Source organism: Burkholderia oklahomensis C6786, from assembly GCF_000959365.1.
Lineage (GTDB): Bacteria > Pseudomonadota > Gammaproteobacteria > Burkholderiales > Burkholderiaceae > Burkholderia > Burkholderia oklahomensis.
Window position 1 is genome coordinate 1775158 of record NZ_CP009556.1, and the last position, 22864, is coordinate 1798021.

The window sequence follows — 22864 nt, forward strand, 5'->3', positions numbered from 1 at the left end:
CTCTGAAACGGTGGGCGGTGCCGCGGGCCGTCATTGCGGCGTCGCGCGATTGATGCGGTCGCGATAGAGGCGGGACATCCTGATGAACCGGTCCGCGCCCGGAATCGGGACGGGCTCGGCGTGACGGGCCTTCAGCGCATCCTTGAATCGTTGCACCGAGAAGTCGGCGCCGCTCGACCACGCGTCGTCGGGAAAGAACGTGTAGCAGGCGCCGACCTGCAGCCACGTGTGCCCGTCTCCGCCGCCCACGAGCGGCAATTCGAGCTGCGACGCGAGGCTGCGGTAGCGGTCCGATGCGCCGAGATCCTTGGCGGGCAGCTCGATCGCGTCGAGGCGCCGGCCGGCGGACGGCAGCTCGTCGATCCACTTGTGATTGAAGTACACGTGGTGCGCGACGATCGCGTAAGGCTCGCCCGCGGCTTCGAGCGCGTCGAGGAGCGCGGGCAGCGAGTAGACGCCCTTTTGAGGATCGAGCGCGCGCAGCGTCGACGGCGACGCGTGAACGCCCGCGTCGCCGCCGCCGCGCAGCGACACCTCGGCGCCGGCGCTGACGGTCAGGCCGTTGGGCAGGCGCAGCACGCCTTCCGAAAGCGGCGCGCCGCCGAGCACGTTGCGCTCGAACAGGTCGGCGAGCAGCGCGTGGTAATGCGTCGCGTCCAGGTGCTCGCAGATGCATACCGCGTCGAGTCCGTCACGGCGCGCGGCGTCGAGCGTGAAGCGGATCTCGTCCCAGTCCGGCGACGCGCTCTTGCTGGGAAGAAGATGAACGTGCGTATCGAGTTTCATTCGACCACTCCTCAAAAAGAGTTATGCGAGAATGAATCAATCGAGAGTCGCCGCCAATGACGGCGAATGACCGTCGTTGTCGAAGACGGTATGGCATATAACGAGGGCAACGTGAAAAGAATCGCAGTCATTTACGGTACGTATCACGAAAACGAAGTCGCGCAGATGCGCGAGGCGGTGCGCGTCGAGGCGCGTGCGGCGGGCGTCGAGATCGTCTACGAGAAAGGCGTGCCGGGCTCCATGGAAAAGCCGCTTGCCGCCAAGCGTGCGCTGCTGGACGACAACGTCGACGCGGCCGTCGTCCTCGGAATCATCGAGAAGGGCGAAACGCAGCACGGGCTCGTGATGGCGCAGGCCGTGATTCGCGCTCTCGTCGATTTGCAGCTGGAATTCATGAAGCCCGTCGGCGTCGGCATTCTCGGCCCCGACATTCAACCGCATCAGATTCCGCCTCGATTGCGCCTGTACGCGGCCAACGCGCTGAAGGCGGTTTGCGCGATGCTGTGAATCAACCGGGGCTCGGACCCGGGATGAGCGACAGGACGTCCTTGATCGGCAGCAGCATGGATTCGATTTCCAGCGATCTGCCGTGCTCGAGGATGCCTTGCGCGGCCTGCCGCATCGCGGGATACGCGGCGCGCAGCAGATGATTCGCGTAGATCACGACGTTGAACCCGACTTCCGCCAGCTCGTTGAAATGCACGTCGTTGTAGCTCGTCGGCACGCACACGAGCGGCGTCGACGGGAACGCGCGCCGATAGCGGCGCGCGAATTCGAACACCTCGGCGGGCGAGGTCCGGCGGCTGTGGATCATGACGCCGTCCACGCCCGCTTCGGTGTATCGGCATGCGCGCAGGAGCGCGTCGTCGATGCCTTTGTCGAGTATCAGGCTTTCGATGCGCGCGATCACCATGAAGTCTTCGTGAAGCTTCGCGCGCATGGCGATTCCGATTTTCTCGCAAAAATCGTCGACAGACGCCTGTTCCTGAAACACGTCGTTGCCCAACAGCGAATTGCGCTTCAGTCCGATCTTGTCCTCGAAGATCACGGCCGATACGCCGGCCGCCTCGATCAACGGCACGTTGATTGCGAGATGCTCGGGCTGACCGCCGGTATCTCCGTCCATGATCAACGGGAGATTGGTGTTTTCGAAGATTTCGGAAATGTTCGAAAGGCGGCTGCGTATGTCGAGCAATTCGATGTCGGGTTTGCCTCGCAAGGTCGAATCGGTGAGCGAACTCGACCAGAAGCCGTCATAGCGGACTTCCGCGTCGTCATCGCCGCTGCGGAGCGATTCGACGATCAGCGCGCTCAGCGGACTGAATGACTCGATGATTCTGAGGCATTTCTTATTCCGTATCTGGTTCCTGAATAAGGACACGCGATCCGAATTTGTCGGGCGTTTGTAATGAATGGACATTTTGTAATTTGACGATAATGGGGACGTTTTAAATACGGCGTAAATGTATTAACGGAGTCTAGGCCGTGATGGAAGTATGTCAAGTTGATGACGATTTGAATTTTTGGAATATGTAAATTACTTTTTTTGAAAATTAAAAAGGATCGTTGTTTCAATTCGGTTGATTGGCTTGATTTTTATTTCGGACGGAAATGTCCGTCCCGCGCGCCGTCCCGACGGACCGCATGCGAAAGATGAAGCGGCGGCAAGGCCTGAGGCGAGGCGGTCGAGCGTTGGCCGGCCGGGCGAGGGCGGTGCCGTCGATGTGCGGCGATCGCGTCGCGTCTCGCGGCGAGCGTGTCGCGACAGCTTCGATCGATTCCGCGCGGCGTCGCGGCCGTCGAGGCCGGGAACGGCGGGCGGAACGAAGCGAGTGCGGCGAGGGACGGCGAACGGCGATTGCCGTTGTCGTGGCACGAGGAAGGGAACGGGAAGGGAAGCCGGCGGAGGGGCCGGCCGAGGCATTCGCGCACGCCGGGCGAATGCGATGCGTCCGGGCCGTGACGCGGGCCGCGCGTTCCCGCGGCCCGCGGCGTTTCGCGTTCAGACGTCGAAGAACACCGTTTCCTGTTCGCCCTGCATGCGGATGTCGAAGCGATAGATCGTCACGCCGTTCGCCTGCGCGTCGCGCTTCGCGATCAGCGTCGCGCGGCGCTCGGCCGGCACGCTTTCGAGCACCGCGTCGGTTTCGTTCGCGGCCGCTTCGTCGTCGAAATAGATCCGCGTGAACGCATGCGTGAGGATCCCGCGCATCATCACCGTCACGTCGACGTGCGGGGCGCCCGTCTCCGACGTGCGCCCCGGCTTCACCGTATGGACGACGAAGCGGTTCTGCGCATCCGTGCCCGTGCCGACGCGCGCGAAGCCGCGAAAGCCGCTCGCAGCGGCTTCTTCGCGCGACGCCGGATAGCGGCCCGCGCCGTCGACCTGCGTGAACTCGAGCACCGCGTCGCCGACGACGTTGCCGTCGCCGTCGAACACGCGGCCGACGAGCGCGATGTGCTCGCCCGCCGCCTCGGGCGTCGCGATCACCGGTGAAAAGAGGCTCTTCAGGTCGTAGTTGTACTGCTGCGGGCAGAGGCCGTACGCGAAGTACGGGCCGACGGTTTGCGAAGGGGTCTGTTTCAGCGTCGTCATGCTCAGCGCTCCATCGGGGTGGCGTCGCGGCCGCGCAGCACGATGTCGAATTCGTAGCCGAGCGCAAAACCTTCTTCGGTCGTGTCGATCGAGAAACGCGAGATCAGGCGATCGCGCGCGTCCTCGGGCGTGCCCTGGAAGATCGGGTCGAGCGCGAGCAGCGGATCGCCCGGGAAATACATCTGCGTGACGAGCCGCGCGCCGAAGTAGTCGCCGAACAGCGAGAAGTGGATGTGGTTCGGCCGCCATGCGTTCGGATGGTTGCCCCACGGATATGCGCCCGGCTTGATCGTCAGGAAGCGATAGCGGCCGTGCTCGTCGGTCAGGCAGCGGCCCGCGCCGAGGAAGTTCGGGTCGAGCGGCGCGTCGTGCTGGTCGACCTTGTGCACGTAGCGGCCCGCGGCGTTCGCCTGCCACACTTCGACGAGCGTATTACGCACCGGCTTGCCGCCTTCGTCGAGCACGCGGCCCGTGACGATGATCCGCTCGCCGAGCGGCTCGCCGTTCCTCACCGCGTTCTTCGTCAGGTCGTGGTCGAGCGGGCCGAGGTCGTCGGCGCCGTAGACGGGCGCGTGCTGGTTGCGCAGCTTGTCCTTCAGCGGAATCAGCGGCTGCGTCGGGCCGCGCTTCACCGACGAACGGTACGGCGGATGAATGTACGCGGGATGCGACGGCCAGTCGCGCGGCGCGAGCGTCGAGGAATCCATCGAGTCGTCTCCAGATTGATGGTTGTCAATTGATGGTTGTCAAAGCGGGATGGAAGGACTTTAGCTAATCCGGAAAGTTATGCAAAATGATGTTTTATCGCTGATCGTATAACCAGACGTTATGCAACATCGGATCGCCGACGGCCGGGTCAAATTCCGGCACCTGCAGTGCTTTCTCGCCGTCGCGCAGTTCGGCAGCGTGCAGAAGGCCGCGCAAAGCCTGTCGATCACGCAGCCGGCCGTGTCGAAGACGATCGCCGAGCTCGAGTCGATCCTCGGCGTGAAGCTGTTCGAGCGCGGCCGGCAGGGCGCGCGGCCGACGCGCGAGGGGCAGTTGTTCATTCCGCATGCGAGCGCGTGCGTGCTCGCGCTGCGGCAGGGCGTCGGGCTCCTCGCGCGCGAGAGCGGCGGCGCGGCCGCGACGCTCGAAATCGGCATGTTGCCGACCGTCGCCGCGTCGCTCGCGCCCGCCGTGCTGAAGGCGCTCGCGAACGAATGGCCGCGCGCGGTCGTGCGGGTCACGACCGTCGCGAACGCCGAACTGCTCGAGCGGCTGAAGTCCGGCGCGATCGAATGCGCGATCGGGCGGCTGTCCGAGCCGGAGCGGATGGTCGGGCTGTCGTTCGAGCATTTGTACAACGAGCCGCTCGTCGCCGTCGTGCGCGCGGGCCACCCGCTCGCGGCGAGCGCCGCGCCCGCCTCGCAGCTCGCGCACTATCCGGTCGTGCTGCCGCCGTACGGCACGCTGATCCGCCAGGCGGCCGAGCAGTTGCTGAGCGCGTGCGGCGCGCCGCCGCTCGACTCGTTCGTCGAGGTGCTGTCGGTGTCGGTCGCGCGCGCGCTCGCGCTCGAGAACGACGCGATCTGGTTCGTGCCGCGCTATGCGGCCGAATACGATCTCGCGGCCGGCACGCTCGTGCGGCTCGCGTTGCCCGTCGACGGCGCGGACGAGCCGGTCGGCTTGATCCTGCGCACCGATGCGCAGCCGTCGCCCGTCGCGCGCTCGCTGATCGAAGCGGTGCGCGCGGTCGCGCGGCGGCGTCTCGGTGCGGCGGGCGGGCGACGGCGCGGGGAGCAGGGCGTCGCGAAGAAAGCGCGCGGCGGGGGCGGGCGCGGGCACAAGTCCTGACGTCGGATGCGCTCGGTCGGAGGTCGGTGGTCAGTCGGCGCGCTTGTCGATCGCCTTGGCGTGCTTGATCGCTTTTGCCAATTCGGTCGTTTCGAGCGTTTGGATCGCATCGGTCGATTCGACTGCATCGACTGTATCGACCGAAGCGGTCACCCAAAGCGCATCGACTGCCTCAACCGAGCCGGCGATTCGCCTCATCGTCATCGATCACGCACGCGCTTCGACGTGATTGCCCGTCGGCTGCGCATCCCCCGGATAATGTCGTGTGCGACGCGGCGGCCCGCCGCGATGCCGACGTCCACGCGATCCGACATCCGCTGCGCGCTTGCCCCGTCGCCAACGCAGCGCATTGCATTGCAGCGCATTGCATCGCACGGCGAACGACGAGCGACGAACGATGAACGATGAACAGCGAACGATGAACAGCGAACGATGAACGGCGAACGACGCCCGCCCGCTCATTCCGCGCCGAGCTTGCCGAAGTCGAACCGCTCTTCGGGCAGCAGGAAGCCGCTCGATTTCTTGCCCGGCTCCGAGCCCTTGATCTGGCATTGCTTGAAGAACGAGATATACGTGTTCTGCTTGTAGCCGCTGTCCGGCGCCGGCTCGACGTAGCGCACCCACAGCTCGAGCGTGTCCTTGTTCGGCATCTCGATGAAATGCCCGCTGTCGCGCATCAGATTCACGTACGCGCTCGACATCCACCATGCATAGGCGGTCCGGCTGCGCATCAGTTCGCCGTGCGTGTCGACGAACAGCACGCACGCGAGCGCCGAATTGGGCGTCGCGCAGATGAGCTCGAGATCGGACGGCTTGATCGAGAAATAGCCTTCCCAGCTCGGCCGCTCTCCTTTTTCCTTCGGCGGCGCGATCGGTGTGGCCTGGCGGCTCTTGACCTGCACGTAGACCGGCGTTTCCGGCACGCTGCGGTCGACCGGCCTCGGCGCATCGTCGAGCCGCGACAGATGCCGGTACGCGCGCGTGACGACCAGATCGAAGCCCTTGTCGATCGGCAGCTTGAACGCCTCCATGTTGTGGCGGAAGCACTCGGACATGATGTAGTGCTCGCCGGCCGCGCCGATGTAGAGGAATTCGGTGGGAATGGACGAGGACGATTTAGCGGTTGCCATGGCGAAAATGAAGAGCGAGTGGATTGGAAGTCCTGCTACGGCGTTTGCCGTTCGAATAGGGGCGGCTTCTGCGTTTCGCTGCCTGAAACGCTCGATGCTTTCGAGCGCGCGTTTCTCGCGACATGCAATCACGCGTGACGAAAAAGTATGACGGCCGGGCTCGCGTGCGCAAGCGCGATTGCATCGCCGAACGGCGGCGATGCGGTTCGTTCGATTGCGCAAGCGAGACGGAAACGGCTGAGCGATCACGCGCATGCGGGTTGTTATCGGCGTCGATTCGGCGTTCTTGAGCGCTTTCCCGCGACCTGTGTCGAATCGACGTGCACTGGGTCAACACGGCGTCGAACGTTCGATAAAATAGCCGCTCGTCGCATTCCGCGACGTCGATTCGAAACGCTTTCCGATCGATTGCCTCGCGTCGCCGATTCGGCATGTCGATGCACTTCGCGGTCGGAATATTCCGATCCGGTTCGGCACGGCGGCGCGCGATCGCGCGTCGTTTCCGATGCGCGTCGCGCGGCTCGCATCACGGATAATGGCCGGCGAACTTTTTCGTGACGAAGCGCGTCGCGCTCATCTAGACAAGCATGAAATCGATACATGCCGGCTTGCGCGGACGGCGAGGGCTGTCGCACCGGATGCCGCTCGGCTACATGGTGATCGCCGGCGCGGTGGCGATCGCGATCGTCATGATGTCCATTTGCGCGGCGATCCTGCGCGACAGCCGCGACGACGCGTTCGAGCACGCGCAGGACGCCGCGCGCAACACGTTGCGGATGATCGAGCACGATGTCACGCGAGGCTTTCGCCTGTACGACCTGACGCTGCGCCGCATCGCCGCGCAGCTCGGCGACCGACGACGGATCGCCATGTTGTCCGCCGATCTGCGCCGCGAGATCCTGTTCGACGCCGCCGTGGCCGCCAACTCGGCCGGCGCGATCTACGTGCTCGACGCGCGCGGGCGCGTGCGGCTCGCATCGGTGGACGGCCCGTTGCCGCCGGGGCGTTTCGCGTCGTACGACTTCTTCGCCGCGCAACGCGACGATCCGAAGCTCGGAACATTCCTGAGCGGTCCGTATCGGATTCCGGCGCGAGGCGGCGAGCCGAGCGTCGCGCTGTCGCGCCGCATCGAGCGCGCGGACGGCTCGTTCGCGGGCGTCGTCGTGCTCGCGGTGCGCCTGTCGTATTTCCAGCAACTGCTGGCGGCGGCCGACGTCGGCCCGCACGGCGCGCTGGCGCTGATTCGCACGGACGGGCGCATCGTGACGCGGATTCCGTTCGACGAGAAGACCATCGGCCTCGACCTGAGCGGGACGAGCCCGTACATGCGCATGCAGTTCGGGCGCTCGGGCGAGTTTTTCGACGTCACGCCGATCGATCACGTGAAGCGCTTCCACCTGTATCGCCGGCTCGACGAGATTCCGCTGATCGTGCAGGTCGCGATCGCCGACGAGGACATTTATGCGGCATGGCGGGTCCGCGCGTGGCGCTTCGGCGTGCTGACGGGCGTGTTCGCGCTGATCTTCGTCGTGATGAGCGCGTATCTCGCGCATTCGCTGTGGCGCAAGTCGACGGCCGAAGCGGCGCTCGCGCGGCTCGCGGGCACCGACAGCCTCACGGGCCTGCACAACCGGCGCGCGCTCGACGAGACGCTCGAGCGCGAATGGCGGCGCGCGGTGTGCGGCGAGCGGCCGCTCGCGATCCTGTTCGTCGACATCGATCACTTCAAGCGCTACAACGACACGTACGGACATCAGGTCGGCGACGACGTGCTCGCGACCGTATCGCGTTGCATCGCGCAGCAGGCGGCGCGGCTCGGCGACGTCGTCGCGCGATACGGCGGCGAGGAGTTCGTCGTCGTGCTGCCGGACACGCCGCGCGGCGGCGCGCTCGTCGTCGCCGAGCGCGTGCGGATGGGCGTGCGGATGCTCGGGATCGAGCACGAAGGATCGGAAGTCGGGTTCGTGACGGTCAGCGTCGGCGTCGCGGTGTGGCAGCCGGACGGCACGCCCGCGCCGCACGTCGCGGCCGTCGTCGAGGCGGCCGATCAGGCGCTCTATCAGGCGAAGGCGGGCGGACGGAATCGCGTGGCCGACGTCGGGCTCGGCTGATGCGGCGGGCGGCTTCGGGGCGCTCGGGCGCGGCGGCTTCGAGCGGTTTTCTCCGGCGCTCCGGGGCTTCGATCCGCTTGGGCCGCTTGCTCCGCTCGAGCGGCCCGAGCGACTCAAGTCGCGCGAGCGGCTTGAACGGCTTGAACGGCTTGAACGGCTTGAACGGCTTGAACGGCTTGAACGGCTCGAACGGCTCGAACGGCTCGAACGGCTCGAATGGCTCGAACGGCTCGAACGGCTCGAACGGCTCGAACGACTCGAACGGCTCAAACGGCTTGACCGGCGGCGACGCGGCCGTGCGGCGATGCTCGCCGCGCGTTCCGACTTCGATTTCGTCCTGACGACCGGTCAGGCAAATCCAGCCGGTGATCGCAAGGCGACGGCGCGCCGCCGAGCATAGAATGGCCTTCCCCCGACAGCGAAAGGCGCGCGATGAGCGAACGACAATGGAGCGCGGTGGACGTTTTTTTCTGCCGCCGGCTCGCGCCGTCCGACCCGGCGCTGGATGCGGCATTGGCTTCGAGCAAGGCGGCCGGCCTGCCGGCCATCAACGTCACCGCGAATCAGGGCAAGTTCCTGAACCTGCTCGCGACGATCCGCGGCGCGCGCCGGATTCTCGAGCTCGGCACGCTCGGCGGCTACAGCACGATCTGGCTCGCGAGGGCGCTGCCGCCGGGCGGCGCGCTGCTGACGCTCGAAGCGAATCCGGACCATGCGGCGCTCGCGCGGGAGAACGTCGCGCGCGCGGGATTGGCGGACGTCGTGTCGGTCGTCGTCGGCCGCGCGAAAGACAGCCTCGAGCGGCTGATCGCCGAGCGGACCGAGCCGTTCGACCTGATCTTTCTCGATGCCGACAAGGAAAACTATCCGGCCTATCTGCCGCTGACGGTCGAACTGGCCCGCGCGGGGACCGTCATCGTCGCGGACAACGTCGTGCGGCAGGGGCGCGTCGCGGATCGGCAGAACCTCGATCCGGATGCGATCGGCGTGCGCGAATACTTCCGCCCGATCGCCGCCGATCCGCGCCTGACGACGACCGCGCTGCAGACGGTCGGCTCGAAAGGCTGGGATGGGTTCGCGTTGACGGTCGTGTCCGCGTAATCGGCGTGGTCGGCACGGCAGGCGGCGCGACGCGGCGGCATCGTGCCGCGTCGCGCCGTTCCGGAGCCGCGGACGGGCGCGCCCGCCGTCAGGCCGCGCGCCGCCGCCGCACCGCCTGCGCGAGCGTGTCGAGCACCGGCTCGGTCTGCGCCCAGCTCAGGCACGCATCGGTGACCGACACGCCGTATTGCAGCGGCACGCCCGGCTTCAGATCCTGACGGCCGGCCTCGAGATTGCTCTCGATCATCACGCCGGTGATGCGCCGCTCGCCTTGCGACAACTGCCGCGCGAGATCCTCGGCGACGTCGATCTGCCGCAAGTGCGACTTGTTCGAATTCGCGTGCGAGCAGTCGACCATCACCTGTTCGCGCAGGCCCGCCTTGCGCAGCACCGCGCAGTTGTCCTCGATGCTCGCGCTGTCGTAGTTCGGGCCCTTCTTGCCGCCGCGCAGGATCACGTGCGCGTCGTCGTTGCCGCGCGTCTCGAAGATCGCCGCCATCCCCATCTTCGTCATGCCCATGAACGCGTGGCTCGCGCGCGCCGCGACGATCGCGTCGGCCGCGATCTGCACGCCGCCGTCGGTGCCGTTCTTGAAGCCGATCGGGCAGCTCAGGCCCGACGCGAGCTGGCGATGGCTCTGGCTCTCGGTCGTGCGCGCGCCGATCGCGCCCCACGCGATCAGGTCCGCGATGTACTGCGGGCTCAGCAGATCGAGGAATTCCGTGCCCGCGGGCAGGCCGAGCGCGTTGATGTCGAGCAGAAGCTGGCGCGCGGCGCGCAGCCCTTCGTTGATGCGGAAGCTGCCGTCGAGCCGGGGATCGTTGATGTAGCCCTTCCAGCCGATCGTCGTCCGCGGCTTCTCGAAATACACGCGCATCACAATCAGCAGGTCGTCCTGCAGCGCGTCGGCGGCCACCTTGAGCCGGCGCGCGTAGTCGAGCGCCTGATCGTGATCGTGGATCGAGCACGGGCCGACGACCGTCACGAGGCGGTCGTCGCGGCCGTGCAGCACGTCGCCGATCGCCTGGCGGCGCTTCTCGACGAGCGTCTGGACGGCGGGCGGCACGGGCAGCTCGTCCTGCAGCAGCGCCGGGGAGATGAGCGGGCGCACCGCGCCGATGCGGACGTCGTCGATGCGCGTCGTGTCCTGCGTCGCGTCGGCGAAGCCCGCTTCCCGGTCGTGCTGGGGATTGTCGATATTTTTCATGGTGGGGTCCCGATTCTGCGAAATGAGCCACGATTATGGCATCCGCGCCGCGGCCGGGGCGGCGGGCGGACGCGTTCGCGCTGCGTTGCGGCAAACGATCGCGCCGCGTCGGCCGGAGCCGGCGGCGGGCGGCGACGCCCGCGCTGAATATTTTTGCGCGCGGGTGTCGAAATCGGCGGCGCTGGTTCGTCGTTGTGTCGAGGGCCGCAGGATGAAACCGGGCCGGATTCGGCGGCGGCGCGGCTCGAACATTCCACTCGAGGAGGGAAGACGATGCGTGTGATGGTGATCATAAAGGCGACGAACGAATCGGAAGCGGGCAAGATGCCCGGCACGGAACTGCTCGAAGCGATGGGCAAGTTCAACGAGGCGCTCGTGAAGGCGGGCGTGATGCTCGCGGGCGAAGGTCTGCATCCAAGCGCCAAGGGCAAGCGGGTGCGTTTCTCGGGCAGCGCGCGCACCGTGATCGACGGGCCGTTCGCGGAAACCAAGGAACTCATCGCCGGGTTCTGGCTGTGGAAGGTCGCGTCGATGGACGAGGCCGTCGAGTGGGTCAGGCGGTGCCCGAATCCGATGGAAGGCGAGTCGGTGATCGAGATCCGGCCGTTGTTCGAGATGGAGGACTTCGGTGTGGAGCTGACGCCCGAGCTGCGGGAGCAGGAGGCGCGCCTGCGGACGGAGATCGACGAGCGCGCGAAGGGCGCGCGCTGACGCTTCGCCTGCGTCAGGCGTTGAGCGTCGGGCGTCGGGCGTCAGGCGTCAGGCGTCAGGCGTCAGGCGTCAGGCGTCAGGCGTCAGGCGTCAGGCGTCAGGCGTCAGGCGTCGGACCGGATCAGGCCGTCTCGCGTTCGCCGACGACGGCGGATCGCGGTTAGCGACCGCGTTGCGCGCGAGACCGTCCGCGCAGCGCCGGTGCGAGCGCGAGCCGCGCGCCATGCGTCGTGCTGTCGTGATTCGCTTGCGCGGAGTCGGCCACTTGCATTTCGACGATTGGCGAATCGCTCGCCCCATGCGTCGAGCATCCACGCGACCGAAGCTCGTTCGGCGAGCGCCTCGTCGATCGCTTTCTTCGGAGGATTCACGCCGCCGTGCACGAGCCGGCGGCCCGCCGGGCAATGCGCGCGCGTCGGAGCGCCCTGTTGCGATGACGCGCGTATCGCTGCACGCGCCGCGCGAGCGCATCCAGGATGCCGGCGAAAAGAAGACCCGGCAGACGCCGCCAGCGGCCCTCGTCGAAGGCGGTGAACCGAATTGCCGCCGGCGTTCATCACGTCCGGCGCGGACGTCCCGCTATGCGCGCTCCTTGCGCGCCTGCGCCGCGGTCATCCAGCAAAGCACTGCAGCCGCGAGCCACGCGCACGCGAAGAACAATTCGAGATTCTGCAGGTTCTGAAAATTCTCCACGTTCTGATAGCGGCATGTCAGATGCGCCCGGAACGGGATGCAGCCGGTCTGGTTGTTGTGGAAAAACGTGAACAGGTGATAGGAACCCACGACCGTGAAAGCCAGGGCGAATAGTGCGAATTTTCTGGTTTTGCTCATCGCGGGTGTCGTTGATCGAAGCGGCGTCAGATTACTCTTTATCGGACCGGCGAGGAAGCGGCTCGGCGGACGCGCCGCCTGTCGCGAGCGGCGGGCGGCGCACGCCGGCGATTCGAATCGAAGCCGAGCGACGCCGATTCTCTCGCGGATCGAGCCGCCTATTTCCGCGCGCCCCAATCGCGAACCGCCTGCGCGAACAGCCGCAGCGCCGTCGGCGGATGGCGGTTGGCCGGATAGTAGAGGCACAAGCCCGGAAACGAAGGGCTCCACTCCGGCAGCAGGTGAACCAGCCGGCCCAGCGCCAGATGCTCGGCGGCGAGATGCTCCGGCACCCACGCGATCCCGATCCCTTCGAGCGCGGCGTCGACCATCAGATTCAAATTGCCGAGCGTGAGCGGTCCGTCGACGTCGATGCTCGCGGTCTTGCCGCGATGCTCGAGATCCCAGCGATAGAGCGTGCCGCTTTCGAAACGGAAGCGGATGCAGCGGTGCCGCATCAGATCGTGCGGCGCCTGCGGCGGCGCGTGGTGCGCGAGATAGGCGGGCGACGCGACCGCGGCGAACCGCATGTCCGGCCCGAAGCGGATCGCGATCATGTCGCGCGGCACGTCTTCGAGCACGCGGATGCCGGCGTCGAAGCCGTTCGCGACGATGTCGACGAGCCGTGTATCGACGACGAATTCGACATGGATGTCCGGATACGCGGCGACGAAGCCCGGCAGCACGTGGCGGATCAGCGGCCGCGCCGCGTTCTCCGACGCGCTGATCCGGATCGAGCCGGACGGACGGTTGTGCGCCGCCGCCGCTTCGTTCACCGCATCCTCGAGATCGGCGATCGCCGGCCGGACGCGGCGCAGGAACTGCTCGCCCGCTTCGGTCAGCGCGACCGAGCGGGTCGTCCGGTTGAACAGCCGTACGTCGAGGCGCGCCTCGAGATTGCGCATCGCGTGGCTCAGCGCGGACGGCGACACGCCGAGCGTGCGCGCGGCCGCGCGAAAGCTGCGCTGATCGGCGACGACGATTCCCCTGAACGTCGCCGGGCCGCCCCAGTTGACGCCGACGATCATCAGCGTGTCGAGGCCGTCGGCGACATACGGCGTCGGGTCGACCTGATCCGCAAGCGGCGTCGACGTTGCTTGCGCGGCGAAGGGGCGGCCGTGCCGATGGCGGGGCGCGCGTCAGCGCCGGGGCCGAACGTCGCGGCTCATGCGCGTCGCGTCGCCGAGGAAGCCACGTGCGTCATCGATGCCGCGCGAGCCTCGCGCGCGCGTCGTCCTGCTCGGCGGCGTCGAGCTCGCGCGCATAGACGAACTGTCCGCCGACGAGCGACGCGATCGGCACGCCGTCGCGGAACAGAATCCGGTTGCCCGCGAGCGCGGGCACGCGGTCGCCCGGCAGCAGCGTGCCCGTCAGATTGAGCGGATCGGCGCCGCTCACGCACAGCATCAGCCCCTCGGCCGGCCGGCGGCGGAGCTCGCGCAGGATCGGGATCGCGTCGGGCAGCGCGAACTGCTCGCCCGCGAGGCCCGCGACGAAGCGGCCGCCGCGGATCTCGCCGCGCGCCTCGAGCCGCCGATAGACGGGCAGCAGCTCGCGCCAGCTCGGCATCCATTCGGCTTCGCACGCGAGGATCCGCCAGAACACGACGCCGTAGCGGCGCAAGAGCGTTCGCGCGACGTGCTCGAGCGCGGCCGGCGCGATCGCATGTCGGCCCGACGGCGGCGGTGCGGCGCGCATCGCGCGCGCCACGCGCGCGTCGCCGAGCGCGACGGCGTCCGGATCGTCGAGACGGCGAGCGACGCCGATGCCGCCGCCGTTCTCGACGTCTTCGAGCGCGTCTTCGTCGTCGCCGAAATCGGCGCGCGTCAGCGGCAGCCGCTGGACGAGCGCCCAGCGGCCCGCGTCGTCCATCCCGCCGATCAGCGCGCCGCCGCGCCGCGCGCGCGACGACCGGTGCGCGCTGCGCTGCGCGGCCGGCTTGATCAGCGCGCGCAGGCCCGCGAAGCTGTCCGCGTTGACGAGGCCCGCCGCGACGAGCTCGCCGAGCGTGCGTTCGAGCTCGACGGGCAACAGGCGCGCGTGCGCGACGAGCTCGTCGAAGAACATCGCGCCGTACGCGGCGAGCGTCGCGCGCACGCGCTCCGCGCGCGCGGACAGCGCCGGCTGGGCGGCCGGATCGCGCAGCGCCTGCCAGACGGCGAGCTCGCGGCGCGGCAGCAGCACGACGGGCGTCGTCTTCACGGGCACGCTCGCGGCCTTCGCCGGCGCGCCGAGCCGCGCCCACGTGAGCTTGCCCGCGCGGCACGGCTCGTCGAGGCCGCCCGTCACGTAGTCGGCGAGCCGCGCGGGCAGCAGCTCGTCCTCCCATGCGCTCGCGGCCGCCTCGAAGCCCTCGAGCTGATGGACGACCGACGCGAGCGCGTCGACGCCCATTCCGCGCGTGTCGGGCGCGACGCGCTGCCAGTGGAACAGGAAGCGCATGAAGTCCGCGAGCTCGACGGGCTCGATCTCGCGCCGCAGGCGCTTGACCGTATAGCGGTGAATGCGCGCGAGCAGGTGCCGCTCGCACCATTCGTCGTCGCGCGCGCCCGGCGTGAAGCGGCCGCGCATCGCATAGCCTTCGCGCTCGAGCGCGGCGAGCGCGATCGCGACCGACGACGCGGGCAGCGCGAGCGGCGCCGCGAGCGCGTCGGCCGTCAGCGGCCCGAAGCCCGTGAGCCGCGCGCGGATCACGTCGACGAGCGCCGCGTCGGGCGCCCACGGCGCGTCGAAGCCGGGCGGCGGCTCGAGCGCCGCGTCGCCGCCGTACAGCGCGCGCATGCACGCGACGCGCTCGGCCGGTAGCCACAGTCCGCGGCCGTCCGCGAGCGCGAGCCGCGCGGCGCGCTTGCGGGCCGCGAGCCGCTCGGCGCATGCGCGCCAGCCGTCGTTCGCGTCGATTTCGCCGTCGGACACGCACGCGAGGCCGACGAGCGCGTCGTGCATCTCGTCGTCGTCGCGCACGAGCGGCCAGGCTTCGTCGCGCACCGCATCGATCGCGCCCGCGTCGAGCGCGCCGAGATCGTCGGCCGCTTCCGGATCGGTCCAGCGCCGCGCGAGCACGGCCTGCGTGCGGCGCTCTTCGAGCGGCGCGTCGTCGAGGAACGCGTAAGGCTTCGCGTTGAGGATCTCGGCCGCGAGCGGCGACGGCGCGGGCAAATCGCGCGCGACGAGCGCGACGCCGCCCGACTCGATCCGCCGCAGCAGCGCGAGCCAGCCGTCGGTGTCCATCGCTTCGTGCAGGCAGTCGTCGAGCGTCTGGTCGACGAGCGGGTGCTTCGGCACTTCGCGCTCGCGGACGATGTTCTCCGCGCACGCGACCTGATCGGGGAACACGGTCGCGAGCAGATCGTCGCTCTTCATCCGCTGCAACTGCGGCGCGACCTTGCGGCCGCCCGCGAAGCGCGGCAGCGCGAGCGACGTCGTCGCGTTCCAGCGCCAGCGCGCATTGAAGAGCGGCGCGTCGAGGAGCGCCTGGATCAGCACGTGTTCGGCGCTCGCCGAGCGCAGGTAGCGCCACACTTCGTCGAGCGCGAAGCTGTGCGCGAGCGACAGCGACAGGATCAGCGCATCGTCGGTCGCGGCCGCCTGCAGCTCGAAGTTGAACGTGCGGCAGAAGCGCTTGCGCAGCGCGAGGCCCCACGCGCGGTTGATCCGGCTGCCAAACGGCGAGTGGATCACGAGCTGCATGCCGCCCGATTCGTCGAAGAAGCGCTCCATCACGAGCGTGTCCTGCGTCGGCAGCGCGCCGAGCGCCGCGCGGGCGCGCGCGAGGTAGTCGGCGATCTGCCGTGCGGCTTCGGCGTCGAGGCCGAGCTCGCCCGTCAGCCACGCGAGCACGGGCGCGAGTCGGCGCGGTTCGGGGGCGGTTTCGGACGGCGCGGTTTCGGCGGATGCGGCGGCGGGCAGCGACGCAGCAGCCGGCGCGGGGCGCGGGGCGGCGTCGCGACCGAGCGACGCGTCGTGGCCGGTGGTGTCCGCGGCGGCGACTGGCCTGCCGTCTTGCGCGAAAGGGGCGGCCTCGCCGTCGCGGGCAGGCGGCGTACGTGCGTCGGCGGGCGGCGCGGCGCACGCGCCGGTAGCGGCGGCTTTGCCGGGCGGCGGCGAGCCGGTTTCCGCGCGCGGCCGCGTTCGGGTTAGAGACGCCGGCGTATCGGCACGCGCGAGCGGCGCATCGCGGCGCGCGCTCGCCGTCACGCGCGAGGCTGACGGCGCGTTCGGCCGAGCATGCCGCGCGTCATCGCCCGTGCGCGAAACGCGGCCGATCGCGACCGCCGCACCGACGTTCTGCGCATCGACATCGACCACATCCGCGCCATCGTCCGCGCCGCGCGCATCCCCACGCGCATCCCCACGCGCCAGCAGCGCGTCGACATGCGCGCGCAGCCGCGCGACGCCCGCCGACAGCTCGTCGCTGCGCGCGGGCGCCTCGCCGAGCCAGAACGGGATGTTCGGCGCCTGCCCGTGCGCATCCTCGACGCGCACGCGCCCCGTCTCGACCCGGACGATCCGGTACGACTGGTTGCCGAGCTGAAACACGTCGCCCGCGAGGCTCTCGACCGCGAAATCCTCGTTGACGGTGCCGATGTTCACGCCCTGCGGCTCGAGCAGCACCGCGTAGTCGGCGTTGTCGGGAATCGTGCCGCCCGACGTGACGGCCGCGAGCCGCGCGCCGCGCCGCCCGCGCACCGCGTGCGCGACGACGTCGCGATGCAGGTACGCGGCGCGCGCGCCGCGCCGGCTCGTGAAGCCTTCGGCGAGCATCTTCAGCACGTCGTCGAACTGCTCGCGCGAAAGCGCCGCGTACGGCGCGGCCTGCGTCATGCAGCGATAGAGCGCGTCCTCGTCCCACTCGCGGCACGCGACCTCGGCGACGAGCTGCTGCGCGAGCACGTCGAGCGGCGCGTGCGGAATCCGCAGCCTGTCGAGCTCGCCGCGCCGCACGCAATCGAGGAGCGCCGCGCATTCGACGAGCTCGTCGCGCGACAGCGGAAAGAGCCGCCCCTTCGGCACGCCGCCGACCCGATGCCCGGAGCGGCCGACGCGCTGCAGGAACGGCGCGATCCCGCGCGGCGAGCCGAGCTGGCAGACGAGATCGACGTCGCCGATGTCGATCCCCAGTTCGAGCGACGCGGTCGCGACGAGCAGCTTGAGCTTGCCGTGCTTCAAGCGCTGCTCGGCGTCGAAGCGATGCTCTTTCGCGAGGCTGCCGTGATGCGCGGCGATCGCGTCCGCGCCCAGGCGGTCGGCGAGATGGCGCGCGGCGCGCTCGGCCATCCGGCGTGTGTTGACGAACACGAGCGTCGTCCGGTGCGCGGCCGCGAGCTCGGCGATCCGGTCGTAGAGGCGCTCCCACACGTCGTTCGCCATCACCGGGCCGAGCGGCACGGGCGGCAGTTCGAGCGCGAGGTCGCGCGTGCGCGCATGGCCAGTGTCGACGATCGCACAGTCGAGCGGCGCGTCGTCGCGGCCGCCGACGAGAAAGCGCGCGACTGCCTCGACCGGCTTTTGCGTCGCGGACAGCCCGATCCTCGGCGGCTTGCGGCCGACGAGCGCGTCGAGCCGCTCGAGCGACAGCGCGAGATGGCTGCCGCGCTTGTTGTTCGCGAGCGCATGGATTTCGTCGACGATCACGGTGCGCGTGTTCGCGAGCATGCGCCGGCCCGATTCGGACGACAGCAGCACGTACAGCGATTCCGGGGTCGTGACGAGAATGTGCGGCGCGTGCTTGCGGTGCGCGACGCGCTCGGCCTGCGTCGTGTCGCCCGTGCGGACCGCGGTGCGGATCTGCGGCACCGGCAGCCCGCGCCTTGCGATTTCGGCGGCGATGCCGGCGAGCGGCGCCTCGAGATTCACGTGGATGTCGTTCGACAGCGCCTTCAGCGGCGACACGTAGACGACGAGCGTCTCGTCCGGCAGCGCGCCGTCGTGCGCGAGCGCATCGCGCACCAGATCGTCGAGCGCGGACAGGAAGGCGGTGAGCGTCTTGCCGGAGCCCGTCGGCGCGGCGACGAGCGTCGAGCGGCCGGCCTTGATGTGCGGCCACGCAAGCGCCTGCGCGCCCGTCGGCGCGGCGAACGTGTCGGAGAACCAGGCGGCGACGACGGGGTGGAACGCGTCGAGCGCGCCGGCGGCGGGGCGGGGGGTGGTGACGTCCATCGCAACCGTAAGTGGGGGCGGGCGCGGGCGTCGCAAGGCCCGGCCCGGCGACATAGTGTGCCAGACGCGCGGGCGGTCTGCAGACGGCGGCGCGGCGCGAGGCGGCGCGCGCGTCGACGGCGGGAAGCGGGGCGCGGCAGCGGGATGCGACTAACCGCCGGATCGCGCTTCGCCGTGGGCGCGGGCGGTGGTCGACACGGCGCTGGCCATGGCGCTGGTCACGGCGTGACGAAGGCGGGAAGGAATACGCTGGATCAATTGGTTGCGATGATGCGATGCGCGTGCTGCTTCGCGTTGCCGGTTGCGTATCGGCATCGGCATCGGCATCGGCGCGCACATTCACCACGTCACGGCAATCGCGCGCCCGCGCCGATCGCCGTCAGAGCAGCAGTCGCGTCAGTACGTCGATCGGGTTCGTCAACAGGCTCATCGGATTGAGGATCAGCAACTGGAACGTCTCGATCGTGCGCGGAATGCTTGCGATCCCGTAGACGATTCTCATCGCGGCGAGCACCATCACGACCTGCGCCGCGCGCGCCCAGAAGCGCCGGCCGGTGCGATCGATGTGTCGCGCAGCCGCGCGCCAGACACCGACGATCCACCAGATGTTGAGGAGAGACAGCGCGGCGTCGGCGAAGACGGCCACCGGGATGCTCGCCAACGCATGCGCGATCGCTTCGTTGTCGCCCGGCGCCTGCGCCTGGTCCAGTGCCGAAAACGCCCGGTTCAACAGCACTTCGCTGCAGATCATCCGGAGCGCATAGATCGGTGCTTGATTCAACCAGAAGCTGACGGCGAGCGAATAGTCGCCGCGCCAGTGCCGGACGATCCAGCGAAGCGGGCCGAAGCCCGGCAGCGGGCGCGCGGCGGACGAAGTCGTCGTGATGTCGTCGGTCATGTTCTCGAGCGTTGTTATATGAACGATCCGGCCTGATCGTCGAGGGATGCGGCAGGGCCGCGCCCGTCATTCTACCGGCAGCCTCGACGCGGTCGGGCGCGCCCGACCGGCTGCTGCACGGCCGTCCGTCGAGCGGTCGCCGGTCGAGCGGTCTTCGATCCGGCAATCGTCGCTCGGGCGGCCGTCGCTCGGGCGGCCGTTTATCGACTGGTGATTCATCGTTGGGTGGCGGTCGAACGAATGGTCGTCGGACGGTCGATCGCCCGTTGACCGGTCGCTCGTCAGCCGGGCGGCCGGCTCAGACGCTGCGCAGCCAGCCGAGCCAGTGCGCGAGCGGCGCCGCGTGCCCCCACGCCGCCTGCGCGAGCCACAGCGCGCCCGCCCACGCGGTCGCGACGACGATCAGGTCGCAGTGCCCGCTGTTCCACCAGTTGAGCGAATGGCGCTTCCAGAGCCACGGCACGCCGAGCGGATTCGGCCAGTCGGCGATCAGATGGACGAGGCCGCCGCACGCGAAGCCGAAGAGCGGCGCGGCCCATAGGTGGCGATGGCCGAGCGACCGGTAGGCGAAGACGAGCATCGCGACCCACGCGACGCCCCAGTGCGTGACGGTGCGGTGCGTGATCCAGAGCCGCCGCGAGCGGCTCCACCAAGCGACTTCGAGCCAGTCGGGCGCGGTGCCGCCCGCGACGCCCGCCGCGAACGCGGCGAGGCTGTGGAGATGCCACGGTCCCGCCGCGCCCGCCTGCGCGACGAGCGCCGCGGCGACGAGCCCCGCGGCCCAGCCGCTTGCATGATGTGCTGCGTGTGATGCCATGCCGGTGTTGCGTTGACGCGCTGCGATATCGAAAAGGGGCGCTATCTTCGCAGATTTCGCGCGCGGCGCGCGGGAGCGGAGAAGAAAAGTTTTCGGCGCGAATCGGACGATGCGGACGTGAAGTTGCAAGCGTCGCGATGCGCGCGCGAGGCGACGGCTGCCGTGGATGTCGCGGATGTCGCCCGGCGATGCCGGCATGGCAAGGGCGGCCGGCGTGCGGTCGTCGCCGAGATGCGGATGCCGTCGAATTTCCCGACGCAACGCCCTAGCATTGATGGTGCTGTCGGATTGATGATGCTGTCGGCGCGACGAAGATGCGAACGCAGTCGTTGTGTCGATGCGCGGACGGCGCCCATGCGTCCACGTGTCCATGCAACCGCGGCTTCGCGAGATTCGCCTGCCCGTCGATGCGCGGGCGCGGATCCGCCGCCTGCGTCGCCTGTCGTCCGATGCGAATCGACCGTCATGCGATGCGAGGTCGTTTCCGCGCCGCCCGCTTGAGCCCGTCGGCAGGCGCACCTACGAAACGTCATTTTTGTAAACGCACGCGGCCGTGCTATAAGCCTATTCATCCGGTTTTCGTGCCCCAATTAGCAAGGAGATCAAAATGGGAGACATGCAATGAACGCAACGAATCGCTTCAAGTCGACGGTGCTCGCCACGCTCGTGAGCGCGGCCGCGGTCGGCTTCCTGCCGAGCGCGCCCGCCTGCGCGAAAGGTCCGCAGCGCGTCGTGCTGGACGGCTCGGCCGTCGCCGTCGCCGACAAGTACAGCGCCGACGCCGCCGAGCAGATCTTCAAGGAAGGCGGCAACGCTATCGACGCCGCGGTCGCGATCGCGTTCACGCTCGCCGTCACCTATCCGGAGGCGGGCAACATCGGCGGCGGCGGCTTCATGACCGTCTACATGGACGGCAAGCCGTACTTCCTCGATTATCGCGAGCGCGCGCCGCTCGCCGCGACGAAGGACATGTACCTTGACAAGGACGGCAACGTCGTCAAGGGCATGAGCCTGTACGGCGATCGCGCGGTCGGCGTGCCGGGCACGGTGGCCGGGATGTGGGAGGCGCAGAAGCGCTTCGGCAAGCTGAAGTGGAAGCAGGTGCTCGCGCCCGCGATCCGCTACGCGCGCAGCGGCTTCATCGTCGACGAGCAGCTCGCGCAGCGCGGCGTCGACGCGTCGAAGGAGTTCGGCGGCAAGACGAACTTCGATCAGCACTTCAGCGGCCTGAAGGCGGGCGCGAACTTCAAGCAGCCGGATCTCGCGGCGGTGCTGACGCGCATCGCGAACGACGGCGCGAAGGACTTCTACGACGGCAAGACGGCCGACCTGATCGCCGCGTCGATGAAGAAGGACGGCGGCCTGATCACGAAGCAGGACCTCGTGCAATACAAGGCGGTCTGGCGCCAGCCGATCCAGGCGAGCTGGAACGGCTATCGCGTGATCACCGCGCCGCCGCCGAGCTCGGGCGGCATCGGCCTCGTCCAGCTGCTGAAGATGAAGGCGGACCGCAAGGCCGACTTCGACGGCGTCACGCTGAATTCGCCGCAATACGTGCACCTGATCGCCGAGATCGAGAAGCGCGTGTTCGCCGATCGCGCGCAGTACCTCGGCGACCCGGACTTCTACAAGGTGCCCGTCGCGCAATTGACCGACGACGCGTACATCGCGAAGCGCGCGGCCGAAGTCGATCCGCAGAAGCCCTCCGACACGAAGAGCGTGCAGCCGGGCCTCGGCACGACGATGCCGGAGAAGGCGGAGACGACGCACTTCTCGGTCGTCGACAAGTGGGGCAACGCGGTGTCGAACACGTACACGATCAACGGCTACTTCGGCTCGGGCGTCGTCGCCGAAGGCACGGGCATCGTGCTGAACGACGAGATGGACGACTTCTCCGCGAAGCCGGGCGTCGCGAACATGTTCGGCGTCGTCGGCAGCGACGCGAACGCGATCGAGCCGAAGAAGCGGCCGCTGTCGTCGATGTCGCCGACGATCCTGACGAAGGACGGCAAGGTCGCGCTCGTGATCGGCACGCCGGGCGGCTCGCGGATCTTCACGTCGATCTTCCAGGTCGTCACGAACCTGTACGACTTCAAGATGCCGCTGAAGGACGCGGTGGGCGCGATGCGCTTCCACCACCAGCTGCTGCCGCCGAACACGATCTTCTGGGAGCCGTACCACCCGATCGACGGCGAGCTCGCGAAGGGCATTGAAGCGAAGGGCTACACGCTGAAGGGCCAGGATTTCAGCGGCGACATCCAGGCGATCCAGATCGACGGCAAGACGCCCGAGGCCGTGTCCGATCCGCGCGGCCGCGGCGTGTCGCGCGTGATTCAGTGAGCGTGTAGCGCGCGGCATGGACGGCCGCGGCGGCGAAGGCGCGGGCGCGCCGGTCGGCGGCGCGTTCGGCTTTCGCTGCGTTCATGCCGCTTTTGTATCGTTATCGCGTCATCATGGCGATCGCGCCGCCCGCCGCGGCGCGTTCGGCGCCGAGCGAAAACGTTCCGCTGTTCGTCACATGATCGTCATGAGAGTCACGACTGACATGACCGTCGTGTGACGGAAGCGGAACCTCGCATTCCGCCGGACGCGCGCGATGTTCGCGGCCGGCCCGCACCGGCCACGCTCCCGCGCTCCCACGC

The 22864-nt window shown here is 68.7% G+C and carries 21 protein-coding genes; 8 read left to right on the forward strand and 13 right to left on the reverse strand.

Annotation, left to right across the window (positions count from 1 at the left end; all coding sequences use genetic code 11):
• Window positions 1-30 precede the first annotated feature (30 nt).
• Window positions 31-786: a PHP-associated domain-containing protein gene (locus BG90_RS25680; protein ID WP_010119098.1), complete on the reverse strand. Its 756-nt coding sequence runs from the start codon at window positions 784-786 to the stop codon at window positions 31-33.
• 111 nt (window positions 787-897) lie between these two features.
• On the opposite strand from BG90_RS25680, the gene BG90_RS25685 reads away from it, so the two are divergent.
• Window positions 898-1293, forward strand: a complete 396-nt coding sequence (locus BG90_RS25685) for a 6,7-dimethyl-8-ribityllumazine synthase (RefSeq protein WP_232288946.1) — start codon at window positions 898-900, stop codon at window positions 1291-1293.
• Between the two features lies 1 nt (window position 1294).
• Here BG90_RS25685 and aepX read toward each other — a convergent pair whose 3' ends face one another.
• The 3 genes from aepX to pcaH form a co-directional block, all read right to left on the reverse strand.
• On the reverse strand, window positions 1295-2206 hold the full coding sequence (gene aepX / locus BG90_RS25690) for a phosphoenolpyruvate mutase (protein ID WP_025990250.1): 912 nt from the start codon (window positions 2204-2206) through the stop codon (window positions 1295-1297).
• A 582-nt stretch (window positions 2207-2788) separates the two neighbouring features.
• Window positions 2789-3382: a protocatechuate 3,4-dioxygenase subunit alpha gene (gene pcaG / locus BG90_RS25695; protein ID WP_010119093.1), complete on the reverse strand. Its 594-nt coding sequence runs from the start codon at window positions 3380-3382 to the stop codon at window positions 2789-2791.
• A 2-nt stretch (window positions 3383-3384) separates the two neighbouring features.
• Window positions 3385-4089, reverse strand: coding sequence for a protocatechuate 3,4-dioxygenase subunit beta (gene pcaH / locus BG90_RS25700; protein WP_010119092.1), 705 nt, complete (start codon window positions 4087-4089; stop codon window positions 3385-3387).
• Window positions 4090-4210: 121 nt separating this feature from the next.
• Here pcaH and pcaQ point away from each other — a divergent pair, with 121 nt between their 5' ends.
• Window positions 4211-5218, forward strand: coding sequence for a pca operon transcription factor PcaQ (gene pcaQ, locus BG90_RS25705; protein WP_010109213.1), 1008 nt, complete (start codon window positions 4211-4213; stop codon window positions 5216-5218).
• Between the two features lie 30 nt (window positions 5219-5248).
• Here the strand turns inward: pcaQ and BG90_RS36525 are convergent, their stop codons facing one another.
• The 3 genes from BG90_RS36525 to BG90_RS37920 form a co-directional block, all read right to left on the reverse strand.
• Window positions 5249-5416 (reverse strand): hypothetical protein, encoded by a 168-nt coding sequence (locus tag BG90_RS36525; RefSeq protein ID WP_162474156.1) that lies wholly within the window; start codon window positions 5414-5416, stop codon window positions 5249-5251.
• A 260-nt stretch (window positions 5417-5676) separates the two neighbouring features.
• A complete protein-coding gene (locus tag BG90_RS25715; protein WP_010109209.1) occupies window positions 5677-6348 on the reverse strand; it encodes a hypothetical protein in 672 nt (223 codons plus the stop codon).
• Between the two features lie 263 nt (window positions 6349-6611).
• A complete protein-coding gene (locus BG90_RS37920; protein WP_010119090.1) occupies window positions 6612-6983 on the reverse strand; it encodes a hypothetical protein in 372 nt (123 codons plus the stop codon).
• A gap of 3 nt (window positions 6984-6986) precedes the next feature.
• Between BG90_RS37920 and BG90_RS25720 the strand changes: the two genes are divergently transcribed.
• Both BG90_RS25720 and BG90_RS25730 read left to right on the forward strand, forming a co-directional pair.
• Window positions 6987-8459, forward strand: a complete 1473-nt coding sequence (locus tag BG90_RS25720) for a GGDEF domain-containing protein (protein WP_010119089.1) — start codon at window positions 6987-6989, stop codon at window positions 8457-8459.
• A gap of 432 nt (window positions 8460-8891) precedes the next feature.
• Window positions 8892-9560, forward strand: coding sequence for an O-methyltransferase (locus BG90_RS25730; RefSeq protein ID WP_010119085.1), 669 nt, complete (start codon window positions 8892-8894; stop codon window positions 9558-9560).
• Between the two features lie 88 nt (window positions 9561-9648).
• Here the strand turns inward: BG90_RS25730 and BG90_RS25735 are convergent, their stop codons facing one another.
• Window positions 9649-10767, reverse strand: coding sequence for a 3-deoxy-7-phosphoheptulonate synthase (locus BG90_RS25735; RefSeq protein WP_010109202.1), 1119 nt, complete (start codon window positions 10765-10767; stop codon window positions 9649-9651).
• A 22-nt stretch (window positions 10768-10789) separates the two neighbouring features.
• Between BG90_RS25735 and BG90_RS35710 the strand changes: the two genes are divergently transcribed.
• Entirely contained in the window at window positions 10790-11050 is a 261-nt protein-coding gene (locus BG90_RS35710; protein WP_144411706.1) for a hypothetical protein, read from the forward strand.
• Complete coding sequence (locus BG90_RS25740; RefSeq protein WP_010119084.1) at window positions 11041-11478, forward strand: YciI family protein; 438 nt, start codon at window positions 11041-11043, stop codon at window positions 11476-11478. The genes BG90_RS35710 and BG90_RS25740 overlap by 10 nt, the downstream gene beginning before the upstream one ends.
• 579 nt (window positions 11479-12057) lie before the next feature.
• Here the strand turns inward: BG90_RS25740 and BG90_RS37560 are convergent.
• From BG90_RS37560 to BG90_RS25765, 5 genes are all read right to left on the reverse strand, one after another.
• Window positions 12058-12486, reverse strand: a complete 429-nt coding sequence (locus BG90_RS37560) for a hypothetical protein (RefSeq protein ID WP_235363859.1) — start codon at window positions 12484-12486, stop codon at window positions 12058-12060.
• The gene (locus BG90_RS25750) at window positions 12468-13376 is read right to left on the reverse strand and encodes a LysR family transcriptional regulator (protein ID WP_010119081.1); all 909 of its coding nucleotides are present in this window, start codon (window positions 13374-13376) and stop codon (window positions 12468-12470) included. Before BG90_RS25750 ends, BG90_RS37560 begins: the two co-directional genes overlap by 19 nt.
• Window positions 13377-13548: 172 nt before the next feature.
• Complete coding sequence (locus BG90_RS25755) at window positions 13549-18507, reverse strand: DEAD/DEAH box helicase (protein ID WP_045568449.1); 4959 nt, start codon at window positions 18505-18507, stop codon at window positions 13549-13551.
• Window positions 18508-18886: 379 nt separating this feature from the next.
• The gene (locus tag BG90_RS25760) at window positions 18887-19405 is read right to left on the reverse strand and encodes a hypothetical protein (RefSeq protein ID WP_010119055.1); all 519 of its coding nucleotides are present in this window, start codon (window positions 19403-19405) and stop codon (window positions 18887-18889) included.
• Window positions 19406-19703: 298 nt separating this feature from the next.
• Entirely contained in the window at window positions 19704-20222 is a 519-nt protein-coding gene (locus BG90_RS25765) for a metal-dependent hydrolase (RefSeq protein WP_025990248.1), read from the reverse strand.
• Between the two features lie 621 nt (window positions 20223-20843).
• On the opposite strand from BG90_RS25765, the gene ggt reads away from it, so the two are divergent.
• Window positions 20844-22562: a gamma-glutamyltransferase gene (gene ggt / locus BG90_RS25770; RefSeq protein ID WP_010119051.1), complete on the forward strand. Its 1719-nt coding sequence runs from the start codon at window positions 20844-20846 to the stop codon at window positions 22560-22562.
• A 16-nt stretch (window positions 22563-22578) separates the two neighbouring features.
• Window positions 22579-22782, forward strand: a complete 204-nt coding sequence (locus BG90_RS35715) for a hypothetical protein (protein WP_124072347.1) — start codon at window positions 22579-22581, stop codon at window positions 22780-22782.
• Window positions 22783-22864 lie beyond the last annotated feature (82 nt).

What these genes read in the sequence shown, in the direction of transcription:
- BG90_RS35715 (WP_124072347.1), top strand. Translation starts at nt 22,579, where the DNA reads ATGGACGGCCGCGGCGGCGAAGGCGCGGGCGCGCCGGTCGGCGGCGCG.
- BG90_RS25755 (WP_045568449.1), bottom strand. Translation starts at nt 18,507, where the DNA reads ATGGACGTCACCACCCCCCGCCCCGCCGCCGGCGCGCTCGACGCGTTC.
- pcaG (WP_010119093.1), bottom strand. Translation starts at nt 3,382, where the DNA reads ATGACGACGCTGAAACAGACCCCTTCGCAAACCGTCGGCCCGTACTTC.
- BG90_RS25680 (WP_010119098.1), bottom strand. Translation starts at nt 786, where the DNA reads ATGAAACTCGATACGCACGTTCATCTTCTTCCCAGCAAGAGCGCGTCG.
- BG90_RS25765 (WP_025990248.1), bottom strand. Translation starts at nt 20,222, where the DNA reads ATGGCATCACACGCAGCACATCATGCAAGCGGCTGGGCCGCGGGGCTC.
- BG90_RS25720 (WP_010119089.1), top strand. Translation starts at nt 6,987, where the DNA reads ATGCCGCTCGGCTACATGGTGATCGCCGGCGCGGTGGCGATCGCGATC.
- ggt (WP_010119051.1), top strand. Translation starts at nt 20,844, where the DNA reads ATGAACGCAACGAATCGCTTCAAGTCGACGGTGCTCGCCACGCTCGTG.
- BG90_RS25715 (WP_010109209.1), bottom strand. Translation starts at nt 6,348, where the DNA reads ATGGCAACCGCTAAATCGTCCTCGTCCATTCCCACCGAATTCCTCTAC.
- BG90_RS25750 (WP_010119081.1), bottom strand. Translation starts at nt 13,376, where the DNA reads ATGATCGTCGGCGTCAACTGGGGCGGCCCGGCGACGTTCAGGGGAATC.
- aepX (WP_025990250.1), bottom strand. Translation starts at nt 2,206, where the DNA reads ATGTCCATTCATTACAAACGCCCGACAAATTCGGATCGCGTGTCCTTA.
- BG90_RS25735 (WP_010109202.1), bottom strand. Translation starts at nt 10,767, where the DNA reads ATGAAAAATATCGACAATCCCCAGCACGACCGGGAAGCGGGCTTCGCC.
- BG90_RS35710 (WP_144411706.1), top strand. Translation starts at nt 10,790, where the DNA reads ATGAGCCACGATTATGGCATCCGCGCCGCGGCCGGGGCGGCGGGCGGA.
- BG90_RS25730 (WP_010119085.1), top strand. Translation starts at nt 8,892, where the DNA reads ATGAGCGAACGACAATGGAGCGCGGTGGACGTTTTTTTCTGCCGCCGG.
- pcaH (WP_010119092.1), bottom strand. Translation starts at nt 4,089, where the DNA reads ATGGATTCCTCGACGCTCGCGCCGCGCGACTGGCCGTCGCATCCCGCG.
- BG90_RS25760 (WP_010119055.1), bottom strand. Translation starts at nt 19,405, where the DNA reads ATGACCGACGACATCACGACGACTTCGTCCGCCGCGCGCCCGCTGCCG.
- BG90_RS25740 (WP_010119084.1), top strand. Translation starts at nt 11,041, where the DNA reads ATGCGTGTGATGGTGATCATAAAGGCGACGAACGAATCGGAAGCGGGC.
- BG90_RS36525 (WP_162474156.1), bottom strand. Translation starts at nt 5,416, where the DNA reads ATGAGGCGAATCGCCGGCTCGGTTGAGGCAGTCGATGCGCTTTGGGTG.
- pcaQ (WP_010109213.1), top strand. Translation starts at nt 4,211, where the DNA reads ATGCAACATCGGATCGCCGACGGCCGGGTCAAATTCCGGCACCTGCAG.